This is a genomic window from Streptomonospora halophila (assembly GCF_039542725.1).
In the GTDB taxonomy this organism is placed as follows: domain Bacteria; phylum Actinomycetota; class Actinomycetes; order Streptosporangiales; family Streptosporangiaceae; genus Streptomonospora; species Streptomonospora halophila.
The window spans coordinates 50,968-66,268 of sequence record NZ_BAABIK010000014.1 but is presented as its reverse complement, the minus strand read 5'-3'; the positions used below and the strand labels follow the sequence as shown (position 1 = coordinate 66,268).

14 protein-coding genes are annotated in these 15,301 nt (G+C 74.2%); 9 read left to right on the top strand and 5 right to left on the bottom strand.

Features of this window, described 5'->3' with window-relative positions:
• Positions 1–175 precede the first annotated feature (175 nt).
• From ABEA15_RS13595 to ABEA15_RS13585, 3 genes are read left to right on the top strand one after another with little or no spacing between them, the layout of a single operon-like run.
• Positions 176–880 carry a TetR/AcrR family transcriptional regulator gene (locus ABEA15_RS13595; protein ID WP_345556917.1) on the top strand — a complete coding sequence of 235 codons (705 nt, stop codon included), beginning with the start codon at positions 176–178 and terminating at the stop codon, positions 878–880.
• Positions 864–1,796: an ABC transporter ATP-binding protein gene (locus tag ABEA15_RS13590; protein ID WP_345556916.1), complete on the top strand. Its 933-nt coding sequence runs from the start codon at positions 864–866 to the stop codon at positions 1,794–1,796. Before ABEA15_RS13595 ends, ABEA15_RS13590 begins: the two co-directional genes overlap by 17 nt.
• Positions 1,793–3,412 carry an ABC transporter permease gene (locus tag ABEA15_RS13585; protein ID WP_345556915.1) on the top strand — a complete coding sequence of 540 codons (1,620 nt, stop codon included), beginning with the start codon at positions 1,793–1,795 and terminating at the stop codon, positions 3,410–3,412. The genes ABEA15_RS13590 and ABEA15_RS13585 overlap by 4 nt, the downstream gene beginning before the upstream one ends.
• Positions 3,413–3,472: 60 nt before the next feature.
• Here ABEA15_RS13585 and ABEA15_RS13580 read toward each other — a convergent pair whose 3' ends face one another.
• Positions 3,473–4,249 carry an SGNH/GDSL hydrolase family protein gene (locus ABEA15_RS13580; protein ID WP_345556914.1) on the bottom strand — a complete coding sequence of 259 codons (777 nt, stop codon included), beginning with the start codon at positions 4,247–4,249 and terminating at the stop codon, positions 3,473–3,475.
• A 113-nt stretch (positions 4,250–4,362) separates the two neighbouring features.
• Here ABEA15_RS13580 and ABEA15_RS13575 point away from each other — a divergent pair, with 113 nt between their 5' ends.
• The 3 genes from ABEA15_RS13575 to ABEA15_RS13565 are packed head-to-tail and all read left to right on the top strand — an operon-like array spanning position 4,363 to position 6,931.
• Positions 4,363–5,037, top strand: coding sequence for a response regulator transcription factor (locus tag ABEA15_RS13575; RefSeq protein ID WP_344146269.1), 675 nt, complete (start codon positions 4,363–4,365; stop codon positions 5,035–5,037).
• Positions 5,034–6,446, top strand: a complete 1,413-nt coding sequence (locus tag ABEA15_RS13570) for an ATP-binding protein (protein ID WP_345556913.1) — start codon at positions 5,034–5,036, stop codon at positions 6,444–6,446. The genes ABEA15_RS13575 and ABEA15_RS13570 overlap by 4 nt, the downstream gene beginning before the upstream one ends.
• On the top strand, positions 6,443–6,931 hold the full coding sequence (locus tag ABEA15_RS13565) for a hypothetical protein (protein ID WP_345556912.1): 489 nt from the start codon (positions 6,443–6,445) through the stop codon (positions 6,929–6,931). The genes ABEA15_RS13570 and ABEA15_RS13565 overlap by 4 nt, the downstream gene beginning before the upstream one ends.
• On the opposite strand, the gene ABEA15_RS13560 is transcribed toward ABEA15_RS13565, so the two are convergent.
• The 3 genes from ABEA15_RS13560 to ABEA15_RS13550 form a co-directional block, all read right to left on the bottom strand.
• The gene (locus ABEA15_RS13560; protein ID WP_345556911.1) at positions 6,932–8,182 is read right to left on the bottom strand and encodes an acyltransferase family protein; all 1,251 of its coding nucleotides are present in this window, start codon (positions 8,180–8,182) and stop codon (positions 6,932–6,934) included.
• Positions 8,183–8,470: 288 nt separating this feature from the next.
• A complete protein-coding gene (locus ABEA15_RS13555; RefSeq protein ID WP_345556910.1) occupies positions 8,471–9,436 on the bottom strand; it encodes an SDR family oxidoreductase in 966 nt (321 codons plus the stop codon).
• 180 nt (positions 9,437–9,616) lie between these two features.
• Positions 9,617–10,219, bottom strand: coding sequence for a class I SAM-dependent methyltransferase (locus tag ABEA15_RS13550; protein ID WP_345556909.1), 603 nt, complete (start codon positions 10,217–10,219; stop codon positions 9,617–9,619).
• Between the two features lie 503 nt (positions 10,220–10,722).
• Between ABEA15_RS13550 and ABEA15_RS13545 the strand changes: the two genes are divergently transcribed.
• The 3 genes from ABEA15_RS13545 (at position 10,723) to ABEA15_RS13535 (ending at position 13,760) form a co-directional block, all read left to right on the top strand.
• The gene (locus tag ABEA15_RS13545) at positions 10,723–11,742 is read left to right on the top strand and encodes an LLM class flavin-dependent oxidoreductase (RefSeq protein WP_345556908.1); all 1,020 of its coding nucleotides are present in this window, start codon (positions 10,723–10,725) and stop codon (positions 11,740–11,742) included.
• Between the two features lie 273 nt (positions 11,743–12,015).
• Positions 12,016–12,924: an ABC transporter ATP-binding protein gene (locus ABEA15_RS13540; protein ID WP_345556907.1), complete on the top strand. Its 909-nt coding sequence runs from the start codon at positions 12,016–12,018 to the stop codon at positions 12,922–12,924.
• Complete coding sequence (locus ABEA15_RS13535; RefSeq protein WP_345556906.1) at positions 12,921–13,760, top strand: ABC transporter permease subunit; 840 nt, start codon at positions 12,921–12,923, stop codon at positions 13,758–13,760. Before ABEA15_RS13540 ends, ABEA15_RS13535 begins: the two co-directional genes overlap by 4 nt.
• Before the next feature lie 351 nt (positions 13,761–14,111).
• Here the strand turns inward: ABEA15_RS13535 and ABEA15_RS13530 are convergent, their stop codons facing one another.
• Positions 14,112–15,176: an amidohydrolase family protein gene (locus tag ABEA15_RS13530; protein WP_345556905.1), complete on the bottom strand. Its 1,065-nt coding sequence runs from the start codon at positions 15,174–15,176 to the stop codon at positions 14,112–14,114.
• Between the last annotated feature and the right edge of the window lie 125 nt (positions 15,177–15,301).

Genomic DNA, 15,301 nt, shown 5'->3' with positions numbered 1-15,301 from the left:
TCATAGCGCCAGCAGGCATTCGCAACGCCCGCCCGCAGCCGCAGCCGGGCAGGGCCCGGCGGCCGCACGGCGCCGCTGCGCCGGCGGCCGCCGGCGGGGCGGACGCGGTCAGCGACCGCCGGCGCCGGCAATACGTCATGGACAAGAAGCAATAAACTCATATAGTTTCAAATACGTGGTTACAGCAAACAGGCCAGGCGACCGGCCGCCCGAGGATCTGACCGCGCGGGCACGCATCAGAGACGCCGCACTCGCGCAGTTCGCCGAACACGGGTTCGCCGGCGCGACCCTCAAGGGCGTGGCCGAGGCCGCGGGGGTCTCGATCGGGCTCGTCCAGCACCACTTCGGCGCGAAGGACGCCCTGCGGCAGGCGTGCGACACCTACGCCGCCGAGACCCTGGGCAGCCTCGACGGCCTGGGCGTCACCGGCGGCGAGATCATTGACACCGACTTCCTCTCCCGGATGTTCCAGCACAGCCCGCTGATCCTGCGCTACGTCGCCCGCGCCATGGTCGACGGCTCCCCTTCGGCCGCGTCGTTCTTCGACAGCGGCGCCTCGGCCGCCGAGGCGTTCTTGAGCCGGACCTGGCCCGAGCGCTTCCCGCCCGGCTCCGACCGGGTGCGCGACGCCGCGGCGGTCATGGCCGCGATGCACCAGGCGACGGTCGTGCTGCACCGGCACCTCTCCCGGCGCATGGGCGCCGACGTGCTGGCCGCCGAGAACACGGCACGAATCGGCCTGGCGATGTTCGACGTCTACGCCTCCATGGCCGAGTTCGCGGCCTCCGACACCGGAACGGCCATCCGCGACGCGGCGCACACCTACCAGCGCGGCACCTCCACGTCACAGAACGGACCCGACGATGACCGAGACCGTTGACATCACCGGGCTGGTGAAGACCTTCGGCACCACACGCGCCCTGGACGGCCTGGACATGGCCGTCCGACCGGGCGAGGTGCACGGCTTCCTCGGCCCGAACGGGGCGGGCAAGTCCACCACGCTGCGGATCCTACTCGGCCTGAGCCGCCCGGATTCGGGCACGGTGCGGCTGCTCGGCGGGGACCCCTGGGAGAAGGCCGTCGAGCTGCACCGGCGCCTGGCCTACGTCCCCGGCGACGTCGCCCTGTGGCCCGGTCTCACCGGCGGCGAGGTCATCGACCTGCTGGGGCGGCTGCGAGGCGGTGCCGACCGGCGGCGCCGCGACGACCTCGTGCAGCGCTTCGCACTCGACCCGAGCAGGAGGTGCCGCACCTACTCCACCGGCAACCGGCAGAAGGTGGCGCTCATCGCGGCCCTGGCCGGAGACGCCGAGCTTCTGCTGCTCGACGAGCCGACCTCGGGACTGGACCCGCTGATGGAGGCGGTCTTTCGCGAGTGCATCGCCGAGGAGCGCGCCCGGGGCCGCACCGTCCTGCTCTCCAGCCACGTCCTCTCCGAGGTCGAGGCGGTGTGCGACCGGGTGACGATCGTCCGCGCCGGCCGGACGGTCGAGGCGGGCACCCTGTCCGAGCTGCGCCACCTCACCCGCTCCTCGGTCTCGGCCGAGCTGGCCGCCGAACCGAGCGGGCTGAGCGGACTGGCCGGGGTGGACGACCTGCGGACCGAGGGCCGCCACGTGCGCCTCCAGGTCGACACCGACCGGGTCGGCGACGTCCTGGTCCACCTCCACTCACTGGGACTGGTCGACGTCACGGTACAGCCGCCCACGCTGGAGGAGCTGTTCCTCCGCCACTACCAGGCCGAACCGGGCGCACCCGCCGACCGGGGCCGCGGACTGGGAACGGCGGCCCGATGAGCGCGGCCGCACTCGCGCCGCGGGCGCCGGCGGGCGCCGGCGGCACGTTCACCGGAGCCGACACGCTGGCCCGGCTGCTGCTGCGGCGCGACCGCGTCATGCTCGCCGTGTGGCTGCTGCTGAGCTGGGGCGTGGCCGCCGGGCGGACGGGCGGCACCTACGCGTCGCTGTATCCGACCGCCGCGGCCCGCCAGGCGCGCTATGACCAGGTCATGACCGACGTCCCGATGTACAAGCTGTTCCAGGGACCGGCCTACGGCACCGACATCAACGCGCTGCTGGTGCAGGAGACGTTCGGCGCCGCGACCATTCTCGCGGCGCTCGGCGCGGTGGTTTTCACGGTGCGGCACACCCGCACCGACGAGCAGGCCGGCCGACGCGAGCTCGTGGGCTCGACAGCGGTGGGACGCCACGCCCCGCTGGCCGCGGCGCTGCTCGTCGTGTTCGCTGCGGGCGCGCTTCTGGCGGTGCTCACGAGCGCGGCGATGCTGGCCTCCCGCATGCCCGCCACCGGATCGCTGATCTTCGGCCTCGTGGTCGGGAGCGCGGTGTGGATCTCGGCTGCCATGGCGGTGGTCGCGGCGCAGCTGACGTCCGGGCCGCGCGCGGCGATCGTCGGCGCCTTCGCCGCCTTCATGGGGCTGCACTTCGTCCGCGGGGTCTCCGATCTCGCCGGACCCGGCCTGACCTGGCTGGGGTGGCTGACGCCGAACGGCTGGCTGCAGCGCACCCAGCCGTTCGCGGCGGACCGCTGGTGGCCGTTCCTGCTGGTCGCGGCCCTGGTCGTGGTCCTCGTGCGCGTGGCGCTCCTCCTGTCTGAGCGCCGCGACCTCGGTTCCGGGGTGCTGGCCTCCCGCCCCGGCCCCACCACCGCACCGCGCGGGCTGAGCGGCACGTTCGGGCTGGCCTGGCGGCAGCACCGGGCGATGGCGCTGGCGTGGGTCGCGGGCACGGCCGCCATCTGCGTGCCCACGGCCCTGGTGGGGTCGGCCGCCATGGACCAGTACGCCACCAGCGACCGGATGGCCGAGTGGGCGGCGGCGACGGGGTCGGCCGACCCGGCCGACGTCCTGTTCGTCTACATCGCCTTCACCACCGTCTTCCCGATCACGCTGTACTCGCTCCAGACCGTGCTGCGGATCCGGGCGGAGGAGGACGACGGGCACGCCGCACTGCTGCTGTCCACTCCGGTCAGCCGGCTGCGCTGGGCCGCCGGGCACCTCGCGGCGGCGCTGGCCGTGCCCGCGGTGCTGCTGGTGGTGGTGGGCCTGGGGTTCGCCCTGGGCGCCGACGACGCGTCCGCCATGCTCGCGATCACCGTGCGCCTCATCCCGGCCGTGTGGGTGATGGTGGGCATCGCCATGGCCGCCTGCGGCCTGGCGGGCCGCGCCGCGCCCGTGGTGGCCTACGGCGCGCTGGTTGTCGCGCTCACTGTGGAGTTCGGCCAGCATCTGGGCTGGCCGAGCTGGCTCTTCCTGGCGTTCTCACCGTTCTCGCACGTGCTGCCGTTCCTGGGCGTGCCCGGCGCCGCCACGCTGATCGTCCTCACGGCCCTCGCGGCCGGGCTGTGCGCGGCGGGCCTGGCCGGCCTGCGCCGCCGCGACCTGATCGGCTGAGGAGACCGGGCCTCCCGGATCGCCGCCGCGCCCGGGAGGCCCGCCTGGGACCGGCCCCGGTCAGCAGCCCGTGAAGTGCTCGTCCGCGGACCAGCCGGTGTTGGCCCACTCCTGGGCGTCGGCGGGGGTGAAGCCGGAGTACCGCTTCGCCAGTTCGCCGAGCAGCCACTCGGTGAAGCGGGCGGCCCCCTGCGGGCAGGTGTGGATGCCGTCGGCGCTGCGGTAGGCCTTGCCGTCTGTGACCTGCTGGTAGGTGTCGCCCCAGACGGCGCCGGCGTCGAGCAGGACGGCCTTCTCCGACGAGTCGGCGACCGTCCGGGCCGCCTCGGGGGCCCGTTCCAACTCGCCCATGTGCGGCCGGTAGAAGTCGTCGGGCTTGATCGGCGGCGAGGTGACGAAGACCAGCCTCGCGCCGGCGTCGGTCACCGTGCTCAGCAGCCGGTCGTAGGCGTCCCGCTGCTCCGTGCGGCTCCCCCAGTCGTAGGTCGTGATCTGGTAGACGACCACGTCGGGCTCTGCGGAGGTGATCTGCCCGGGCAGCTTCTCCCAGTTCTTGTCGGCGAACGGTCCGACGACGTTTCCGCCGCCGTCGGAGGCGATGGACTCGAATCCGACGTCGCTCGCCTCGAACGCGGGCGCCAACGGCAGCGCCTCGCCCGCGGCGACGGAGTCGCCGAGGAAGAGCACCGTGGACAGCTCCGGTCCGGAGGGAGAGTCGGCCGCACCGGTCGGTCCGGAGGTGTCCGACGCCGTGGAGTGGCCGGAGCACCCCGCGGCCACCAGGACGAGACCGATCAGACTGATCAGCCGGAGAGCGGGAATCGGTTTCCTGTTCATGGCTCCGACACTGCCGCCGCCCCGTCCCTGCGCCTCCCCCGCCGTGTCGCGGTCGTGTCGCAAGAGTGCGCCGCGGCCGCGGCGCGGGCCGCCCGGTGTCCATACTGGGTGCGATGACGTCGATTCTGCTCGTCGAGGACGATCCCCTGGTCCGGCGCGGCCTCCAGCTCGCGCTCGGCCGGCACGGCCACGAGGTCCGCACGGCGGCGACGGGGGAGGACGGCCTGCGCGAGCTGCGCTCGGCGGCGCCGGATCTGGTGGTGCTCGACCTGATGCTGCCGGGCATGCACGGCTTCGAGGTGTGCCACCGCATCCGGACGGCGGGCGAGATACCGGTGATCATCCTGACCGCACGCGGCGACGACGTCGACGTGGTCGGCGGCCTGGAGGCGGGCGCCGACGACTACGTCGTCAAGCCGGCCCGGCCCTCGGTGCTCGACGCGCGGATCCGCGCGGTGCTGCGCCGCAGCACAGGGGTCTCCGAGGGCGTGCGGGTCCACCGCGACCTGCGCATCGACACCCGGGGGCTGACGGTGTCGCTGCGCGGCGAAGCCGTGGCGCTGACGCCGACCGAGCTGCGGCTGCTGCTGACCCTGTCCCGGGCGCCCGGGCGGGTGTTCAGCCGCCGGCAGCTGCTGGAGGAGGTGTGGGAGCACGACTACCTCGGCGACTCCCGCCTGGTCGACAACTGCGTGCAGCGGCTGAGGGCGAAGGTCGAGGACGATCCGGCGGCCCCGGCGTACGTGCAGACCGTGCGCGGTTTCGGTTACCGGTTCGGCCCCCTGTGACCGGGCGGTCGTGGCTGCGCGGGCTGCGCGCCCGACTGCTGGTCGCCTTCGTTCTGGTGACCGTGCTCGGTGCGGGCGCGGCGGCCTGGTCGAGCGCCGGATCGGCGAGCCGGGCGCTGGTCGCCACGACCGAGCAGCGGATCACCGAGACCGCGGCCGACCGGGTCGGCGCGGTCGCGCCCGAACTGGTCTATCCGCCCGACCAGGGCGCACTCGACCGGCTGCGCGCGGCCGTCGGCGGAAACACGCTGGTGACCTATCGCGGCATGCGCTCCGCCGGCGGTTCCAGGACCGGTCTGGTCACCGGTTCCCTGCGCAGCGCCGTGCGGGACCGGAACCGCCCGGTCACCCAGCGGATCACCGCCCACGGCCGGCCCTGGCTGCTGGTCGGGATGCCCGTCATGATCACCGCGCCGGACGGAGAGCGCACCCCCTCCGGTATCGAGGTGTACTCGGTGCGCGACCTGTCCGGCGTCGAGCGGCGGATCGACGGCCTCGCCGGGTCCGCGGTCGCCACGGCCGCGCTGGCGCTGCCGCCGGCGGTGCTGCTGGCGCTGCTGGCCGCGCGCAGCGTGCTGCGACCGGTACGCGAGCTGCGCGACACCGCCCGCCGGCTGGCCGCCGGCGACCTGGACGCGCGGTCGCCGGCCCCGGGCGCCGACGAGCTGGGCGAGCTGACGGCGACCGTCAACGAGATGGCCGAGTCGGTGCAGTCGTCGATGGACGCGATGCGGCGCATGCAGGCCGACGCCCGGCGCTTCGCCGCCGACGTCTCCCACGAGCTGCGCACCCCGCTGAGCACGCTGACGGCGGTGATGGAGGTGCTGGCAACGGCCGCCGACCGGATGGAGCCCGACGACCGGGAGTCCGCGCAGATGGCGATCACCGAGACCCGCCGACTGGTCACGCTCGTCGAGGACCTGATGGAGGTGTCGCGCTTCGACGCCGGCACCGCCCGGCTGCGGGCGGAGGAGGTCGATGCGGCCGGCGCCGTGCGGGACTGCCTGCGGGCGCGGGGGTGGCTGGACCGCGTCGAGCTGGAGGCGCCGGAGGGGGCCGTGCTGCGGCTGGACCGGCGCCGGTTGGACGTCATGGTGGCCAACCTGGTCGGCAACGCGCTGCGGCACGGCGAACCGCCGGTGCGGGTGCGCGTGCTTGCGTCTCGCCGGCAGGTGCGGATCGAGGTCGCCGACAGCGGTCCCGGCCTGCCCGGCGACGTGCTGCCGCACGTGTTCGACCGCTTCTACAAGGCCGACGCGGCGCGCACCCGCACCCCCGGCAGCGGGCTCGGGCTGGCGATCGCGCTGGAGAACGCCCGCCTGCACGGTGGCGACCTCACCGCGGACACCGCCGAGGGCGGCGGTGCGCGGTTCGTGCTGCGGCTCCCCCGAGACCTGGAGGACCTGTGACAGGAGCTGTCAAACGGATCTGGCCGGTATTGGCGGTCGTGGTGCTGGCGGGCTGCGGGATCCAGCCCTCCGCCGTCACCGGCGCGGGCGAGGCGCCGACCGGCGTGGCGGCGGGTCCGACGCTGTACTTCGTCGGACCCGACGGCGGGCTCCGGCCGGACCAGCGGCGGACCGGCGGCCTGGGCACGGTTCCCGAGGCGATGTCCCTGCTGTTGACGGGCCCCGGCGAGGCTTCCGGCCTGCGGACGGAGATCGCCCCGGTATCGATGACCCGGGTGGGCGTTGCCTACGGGCGGGGCGTGATCCGGCTCCACGTGCCGCTGACGGCCGACGACGTGACCGCACTGGGGACCGACCAGCTGGTGTGCACGGCGCTGGGGGTCCATGTGCAGAGCGGCGGCTCCCAGAGCACGAAGGTGCAGGTCCGCTTCACCCAGCCCGCCCCGGATTCGGACCGGCGGCGTTCCTGCCCGCTGATGGAGTGATCAGTCCAGCGCGGTGACGTCGACCGCGGGGGGAGCGGGAGCGGGCAGGGCCGCCCACAGCACGGCCAGGCCGATCATGGCGGCGGCGAAGGCGACCAGTCCGCTCCGCCCTCGGGCCCACGCGGCGCGGAACCTGATCGGGTCTTCGATCAGGTACTTCGACAGCGCGGCCAGACCGGTCGCGACGCCGCACACCAGCGCCGTAAGCGGCCATCCGCCGAGTCCCGTGCGCTCCGGCGAGAGCAGCACGATGACGGGCCAGTGCCACAGGTACAGGCTGTAGGAGACCAGTCCGAACCACCGCAACGGACGCCAGGCGAGGGCCCTGGCCACCGGCGTCCGCGGCGACTGCGCGCACAGCCCGATCAGCAGGGCGGAGGCCGCGGAGTGCGCGAAGAGCCCGCCGGTGAACAGCCACAGCGAGTCCGCACCGGAGGCGAGCAGCCACGTGGCGGTGATCCCGGCCGCCGCCACCGCCGCGGCGGCACCCGCCCACCGGCCGACCGCACGCGCGAGCACGGCACGCGCCGGCCGGGTGGCGACCGCGGCGCCCAGCAGCAGCGAGAACGCCCGGGTGTCGGTACCGGTGTAGACGCGGCTCGGGTCCGCCGGACTGACGACTGCGACCATCAGGACCAGCGACGCGGCGGAGGCCAGCACCGCCACGGCCGCGACCCGGCGGTCCGCCCGCCGCCCGGTCCGGGCGGCGACCAGCAGGACCGCCGGCCAGACCAGGTAGAACTGCTCCTCGACGGCGATGCTCCACAGGTGCTCGAACACCCGCTCCGCCCCGAACCGGTCCCAGTAGCCCGCCGACTCCGCGATCAGGTGCCAGTTGACCAGGTTGAGCTGAACCCACGGGCCGTCGGCGAGCGTCGTCCGCACCATGTCGGGCGGTCCCGCCGCCCAGACCAGGACGGTGACGGCGGCGAGCATGGTCACCAGGGCGGGCATCAGCCGGCGGATCCGCCTGCCCCAGAAGGCCGCCAGGGACACGGTGCCGGTCGCCTCGACCTCCCGCAGCAGCAGGTCGGTGATCAGGTAGCCGGACAGGGCGAAGAACAGGTCCACCCCGAGGAAGCCGCCGGACAGGTGCCCGGTGTGGAACAGCAGCACTCCGAGGATCGCCGCACCGCGCAGCCCGTCCAACGCGTGCAGGTGGGCCTTTCCCCCGGTGCCCGGTTCGGCGGTCGGTCCGATGGAGGGCCCCGGGGCGGGCCCGGCGGCCGCGGCAGGTGGAACTGGCGTCATGGCGCCGAGTGTGCTGTGCCGGTGTCGGCGGGCCGTCCGCGCCGCGTCGCAGTCGTGTCGCAGGCGCCCTCAGCCGCGACGGGCCGGAGGGCGATCGCCCGGCTCGGCGGGCTCGACGCGGCGGCGCCGCCCGGCGGGCGGCGCTTCGGCACCGGCCTTCCCGATCCTCTCGCCTGCGTTCGGGCTCCACCGCCCGGCGGGCGGCGGCTGCGCACGCGACCGCGCGGCAGGCCCGTCGTGCCCCGGGAGCAGCACGGGGGCGCCGCGGCGGGGCCGGGAGGCTGAGGCTCAGCGGTAGCCGGTGCAGTCGGCGGGCCGGCCCGCCCATTGGACCTCGGCGAGGTAGCGCCAGGCGTCGGGGCGGGATCCGTCGGTGTCGGTGAATCCGTAGACCCGGGCCATCCCGCCGCTGGAGACCGTCCGGCCCGCCCAGCGGGCCCGGTCGGGGTCGGCGGCCAGGGCCGCGACCGCGCGCCCGGTGTAGGCGGGGCTCTCGGAGATGCAGAAGTGCGGCTGGTGCCGGACCGCGTCGCGCCAGTTCGCCTCGGTGACGCCGAAGGCGTCCAGCATCATCTCCGAACGCAGCCACCCGGGGGTCACCGCGACGGCGGTGCCGCCGGCGGCCCGCATCTCCTCGGCCTGGGCCAGCGCCAGGCGCTGCACCGACACCTTCGCCAGGTCGTAGAAGCAGCCGACGGAGGAGCGGTACTCGGCGTTGGCCTCGGCGGTGCCGTCGGTCATCTCCACGACCAGGCCTCCGGGCTCGCGGTTGATCAGGGGTAGCGCGAAGTGGCTGGTGATGATGTGGGTGTCGACGCCCAGCCGCAGCTGGCGCAGGCCCTGCTCCAGGGACAGCTCCCACAGCCGCTTGCCGAAGACGGTGTAGACGTCGCCGCCCCAGACGTCGTTGACCAGGATGTCCAGCCGGCCCTGCTCGGCGTCGATACGCTCGGTCACCGCACGCACCTGGTCGGGGTCGAGGTGATCGGCCGCGATCGCGGTGGCGGTGCCGCCCGCGGCCTGGACCAGCTCGGCGGTCTCCTCGATCGTCTCGGGCCGGTCCATCTCCGATCGGGCGGTCCGGGTGGTGCGACCGGTGGCGTAGACGGCCGCGCCCGCGCGGCCCAGTTCCACCGCGATGGCGCGGCCCGCCCCGCGGGTGGCCCCCGCTACGAGGGCCACCCTGCCCTTCAGCGGCGCCCCGCCGGCTCCGCCCGCCCGCCCCGTCTCGTCCGTGCCGTCCGTCTCGCCCATTTCGTTCACCGTGTCCGCGCCCCCTCGTTCCGGCCGCCCGCTCCCTCCCCTGCTCGTTCTACTCCCTATCCCTGACACCCTCTGGCAGGACGCGCGCGGCTTCGGCGGTTTCCACCGGGAGGAGCGGACGAGTCCCGCCTCCCCCGGCGTGGCGGCCGCCGGTGCTCGGACGCGAGCGCGTCACGGCAGGCGCTGTGCCCGGAGGACGGTGTCGCGGGTGTGGTGTGTGCCCGCGGGCGCGGGCACGTTCCGCGGACGGGCCTCGTCGACCAGGACGCTCCAGTCGGAGCCGAGGAGCCGGGCGATGTCGGCGGGCTGGTAGTAGCCGCCCGGTGCGGCCCCGTGCTCGAGGCGCTCCGGCAGGTCGGCGAGGTCGTGGCTGCCGACGAGCAGCGTGCCGCCGGGGGCGACGGCCGCCAGCAGGCCGCGCAGCGCGGCGTGGTCCGGACTGCGCGGGAGCGGGACGTACTGGACGGACACCAGGTCGAACGCGCCGACGGGTGGCGGCATGGTGGTCAGGTCGCCGCGCCGCCACGCCACGCGGTCGGCGACGTCGGCACCCGCGGCGGCGGCGCGCTGCAGGGCGACCCCGGAGACGTCGATCGCCGTCACCAGCCATCCGCGCCGGGCCAGCCAGAGGGCGTCGGCGCCCTCGCCGCAGCCCACGTCGAGCGCCTGCCCCGGCGCCAGGTCGGCCGCTTCGGCGACGAGCACCGCATTGGGGGCACCGCTGAACATCTGCTTGCGGCCGGCGTACTTCTCGTCCCAGGACTGTGCTTCCATCGTCCTCGCCTCTCGTTGGTCTGCTGCGGTCGGATGCCGTGGCGCCGGTCGCCCAGAGGTGCTCGCACAGGCGGGCCTCCGGCTCCGATGAGAAGGGGGCGTCGTCGACCGCCACCGCGCGGTCGGTCTCCTCGGCGGTGGGACCGGACTTGATCGCGCCCGCGGCGGCGCCGGAGGCGGCCGCCGCGCGGACGTCGGCCGCCGGGTCGGCGACGTCCTACGTCGGTTGTCTCGACTCACCGTGACCACCTCCCGAACCCCAAACTGCTCCGCCGGGGACATGAGGGCAAAGTCCTTTGCGAGAACCGCAAAATCCGCGGGTCGGTACGGGATGAGCGACGCCTTCGACGCCGTGCCCAGCGCCGTCTGCCCGCGTCTGCGGGAGCTGCGGTGCCGCAGCGGACGCACATGCTGAACGCCGGTCGGAGCCACCGGCATCCCGGTCGGCACCCTCTCCCGCCTCGCCGTCGGAATACCAGCGTGCGCGCGGTGTTGGCCAAACTGTGAAGAACATCGGATTCCTGTCTTTCGGGCACTGGACACCCTCGCCGCACTCCCGCGTGCAGTCGGCCTCCGACGCACTGCTGCAGTCGATCGACCTGGCCGTCGCCGCCGAGGAGGTCGGCGCCGACGGGGCGTACTTCCGGGTGCACCACTTCGCCCGGCAACTGGCGTCGCCCTTCCCCCTTTTGGCGGCGATCGGGGCGCGGACCGAGCGGATCGAGATCGGCACCGGCGTGATCGACATGCGCTACGAGAACCCGCTGTACATGGCCGAGGACGCCGGCGCCGCGGACCTGATCGCCGGGGGGCGACTCCAGCTCGGGATCAGCCGCGGCTCGCCCGAGCAGGTCGCCAAGGGCTACGAGTACTTCGGGCACCGCCCGGCCGAAGGCGTCTCCGACGCCGACATGGCCCGGGAGCACACCGCGAAGCTGCTCGACGTCCTCAGGGGCGAGGGGTTCGCCGAGCCGAACCCGCGGCCGATGTTTCCCAACCCGCCGGGACTGCTGCGGATCGAGCCGCACTCCCCGGGCCTGCGCGAGCGGATCTGGTGGGGCGCCGGCACCCGCGCCACCGCCGAATGGGCCGGCCGGCAGGGGATGCACCTGATGAGCTCGACGCTGCTCACCGAGGACACCGGTGTGCCGTTCCACCAGCTGCAGGCCGAGCAGATCCGCCTCTTCAAGGACGCGTGGCAGGAGGCGGGCCATGCCCACGAGCCCCGCGTCTCGGTGAGCCGCAGCGTCTTCCCGCTGGTGAGCGAGCTCGACCACCAGCTCTTCGGCCGGCAGGCCGGGAGCACCGACCAGGTCGGCCACCTCGACGACGGCCTCGCGCGGTTCGGCAAGACCTACGCGGCCGAGCCGGACAAGCTCGTCGAGGACCTGGCCCGCGACGAGGCCGTCGCCGCCGCGGACACGCTCCTGCTCACCGTGCCCAATCAGCTGGGCGTGGACTACAACGCCCACGTGCTCGACAGCCTGCTGCACTACGTCGCCCCCGAACTCGGCTGGCGCTGACCCGCCTCCGACTCCGCCGACCCGTCGCCGCACGACTCGGTGCTGCCGACCGGCGCCGCCCCCGGCGGCCGCCGGGGGCGCGGCACCGCCGTACGACTGCGCCGTGGTGTGCCCCCCGGGGGCGACGGCGGCGTCCCGCGGGGGCGCCCGCTCGCGGGTGGCGGCGCCACCGCCCGCGAGCGGTGGGCGCAGGCACTCTACGCGCCACCGCGTAGGCCGAAAGCCGATCCGGGGCCGACGACCTGGGCGGGCCGATCGGCCCACGATGGCCCTGTGACGAAACCAGTTGTCGAGACCGCGGACCTGACCAAGCGCTACAGCCGCCGAACGGCGGTGGACGCCGTGGGCATGCGGATCCGCGAAGGCGAAATCTACGGCTTCCTCGGACCCAACGGCGCGGGGAAGACGACGACCCTGCGCATGCTGCTCGGGCTGGTGCGGCCCAGTGCCGGAACCGCGCGGGTGCTGGGCGCCGCGCCGGGCGACCCGGGGACGCTCGCCCGCGTCGGGATGCTCGTCGAGGGCCCCGCGTTCTACCCCTACCTGTCGGGACGGGACAACCTCCGCGTCTTCGCACGGTATGCGCGCGCACCGGCTTCCCGCATCGACGAGGTCCTCAAGACCGTCGACCTCTCCGACCGCGCCGACGACCGGGCGGCGCGCTACTCGCTGGGCATGAAGCAGCGCCTCGGGGTCGCCGCCGCCCTGCTCAACGACCCCGAGCTGCTCGTGCTCGACGAGCCGACCAACGGGCTCGACCCCGCGGGAACGGCGGACATGCGCGACCTCATCCGCGACCTGGGCGCCGGGGGCCGCACGGTGCTGCTGTCCAGCCACCTCCTCGGCGACGTGCAGCAGGTCTGCGACCGGGTCGGGGTGATCGCCCGGGGACGGCTGGTGCGCGAGGGCACCGTGCGCGAGCTGCGCGGCGGCGGCAGCCTGCGCGTCGTCGCCGCCGAGAGCGAGGACGCCCGTGCCGTGGCCGAGCGGCTGTACGGCCCCGACCGCGTGAGCGCGCGCGAGGGAGCGCTGCACCTGGCTGTGGACGCGGCCGAGGCGCCGCGGCTGAGCCGGGAACTGGTCCGCGCCGATGTCGACCTGCACGCCATCGGCTGGCACGAGCGGTCCCTGGAGGAGACCTTCTTCGAGATGACGGCGAGCGCGGACGGAGCGGAGCGATGATCGAGAGTTTCACGGCGGAGGCGGTCAAGCTCGGCAAGCGGCCGGCGGTGTGGACCGTCGTCGGCGCGTGGGTCGTGCTCAGCCTGGTGTTCGGCTACGTCTTCCCCTATGCCAACGCCGAGACGGGCTCCGGCGGCACCGGCTCGGACGGGCCCGACCCCACCGCGGGGGACCTCGCGGGCGCGCTGCCCGCCGAGCTCGTGCCCACCGCCATCGGGGGTTACCCGATGTTCGCCGGCGCCCTCGCGCTGATCGTCGGGGTGCTCGCGGTGGGCGGCGAGTACGGGTGGGACACGATGAAGGCACTGCTGACCATGGGACCCCGGCGGGAGTCGGTCATGGCGGGCAAGCTTGCGGCCCTGGTGGCCTTGCTGCTGCCGGTGGTGCTGCTGGCGTTCGGCGCCGACGCGTCGGCGAGCCTGCTCGTCGCCGCGTTCACCGACAACCCCGCGCAGTGGCCGCCCGCGGACGAGGTTCTCACCGGGGTCGGTGCGGCCTGGCTGATGGTCTCCATGTGGGCGCTGGCCGGCGCGTTCCTGGCGACCCTGGTGCGCGGCACCGCGCTGGCCGTCGGCCTCGGCGTGGTCTGGGCGCTTGCGGTGGAGAATCTGCTGCGGCTGTTCGGATCGTCGCTGGAGGCGGTCGAGGCCGTGCAGAGCTACCTTCCGGGCACCACCGCGGGCTCGCTCGCCGCGTCCCTGGGCGTCGAGCCGGGGTCAACACCGGGCGTGACCGACGCGGTCGACGGCGGCACCGCGATCCTGGTGCTGGTCGGCTACGTCGTGGTGTTCGCCGGAGCCTCGATCCTCCTGGTCCGCCGCCGCGACGTCGCCTGATTCACCCCCGGCCGACCGCCGCGCCAGCCCACGCCCCGGCCGCGCCGTTCGCGTGAGCGGGGGCGGGGTGGGCGCCGATTCCCGGCGCGGAACGCCTTTCGACCGCGCACCTTCCGGAAGGGACGCACAGCCGTTCCGTCCGGGAAGGTGAGAGGGCGGGAATCGCGGTCGCCGGAATCCGAGAGGAGGCGACCCGGTGTGGTCTCGCTCCGATATCCGAGCGAGCCGAAATCCACCGGAAAGGCCTCTTGGCGGGACGACCGCGCATTCTGCGGTGCGCGGATTCCCTCGGCACCGCTAAGCCCGGCCGATTCCGTGCCGCCCCGGTCCGGCGGCCGTGCGCGAATGGCGTCAGGCCCGCGAGGGGTCCTCCCGGCCGGCGGCGATGTTGCCGGCGACGTGGCCGGTGAGGCGGTCCCAGTTGCCGTAGCCGATGGCCGCCTTCTCCTTCTCGGTGAACGGCGCCTGTTCGAGGAACGACCGCGCCACACCGCCGCTGGTGTCGAGGAACGGGAAGCCGCCGGGCCGCGTTCCGAAGGTGTACGGATAATCGGTCGAGTACAGCATGCGCTCGGTGCCCACGACCTCGGCCGTCCACCGCAGGTAGCGCTCGCTCACCGTGCCGCTGCCCGCCACCCAGAAGTTCTGCCGGAAGTAGTCGATGAGCGGCCGCTCAAGGCCGGCCGCGGGGGCCGTGATCCCCACGTGGTCGAGGTAGAAGAGGACCACCTCGCCCCAGTGCCCGGCGATGACCTGGAGATCGGGGTGGCGGTCGAACACTCCGGAGAGGACCATCCGCAGGTACTGGACGCCGAGGTCGTAGTACCAGCCCAGCCCCGCGGTCGCCAGGATTCCGCCGAGGGGGCCGGGCAGGCCGGAGTAGTAGGCGTCGACGACCGGCTGCGGCGGGGTCTGCGGGTGGAAGTGCAGCGGCACCCGCAGCCGCTCCGCGACGGCGTAGAGGTCGTCGAACTCCGGGGCGTCGGCCGGCCGGTCGCCGGTGCGCCCGTACAGCATCGCACCGCGGAAGCCGAGCCGGGTGACGGCTCGCTCCAGCTCGGCCGCCGCGGCCTCGGGATCGGGTGTCGGGACGGCCGCCAGCGCCTGGAACCGCTGGGGGTTGGCGGCGACGGTGTCGGCGAGCGCGTCGTTCGCCTCGCGCGCGACGGCCGCGGCCTCCGCGGCCGCAAGGTCCTGCACGCCCGGCGTGGACAGCGAGAGAACGGCGACGTCGACGCCCTGGTCGTCCATGTCGGCCAGGCGCCGCTCGCCGACGTCCCGAAGCCGCCTGGCCAGGGGCTCGTCGCCGTATCCGAGCTGCGGGCTCTGCGGCAGTCCCGCACGCGCCCAGGCCTCCATCAGCACCGGCAGTACCACGTGCTCCTCAAGCCCGACGATGCGCAATTCCTCCGGCATTCCACGACCCCCTCGTTCGACGTTTCCCGGTGGTGTCAGCCGACGCGCCCCCGCAATTCGCAGATTCTCCTCGACCGCACTCCGGCGTGCTCCCGCGCACCCGTATCGGCCCGTTCGGGAATCGG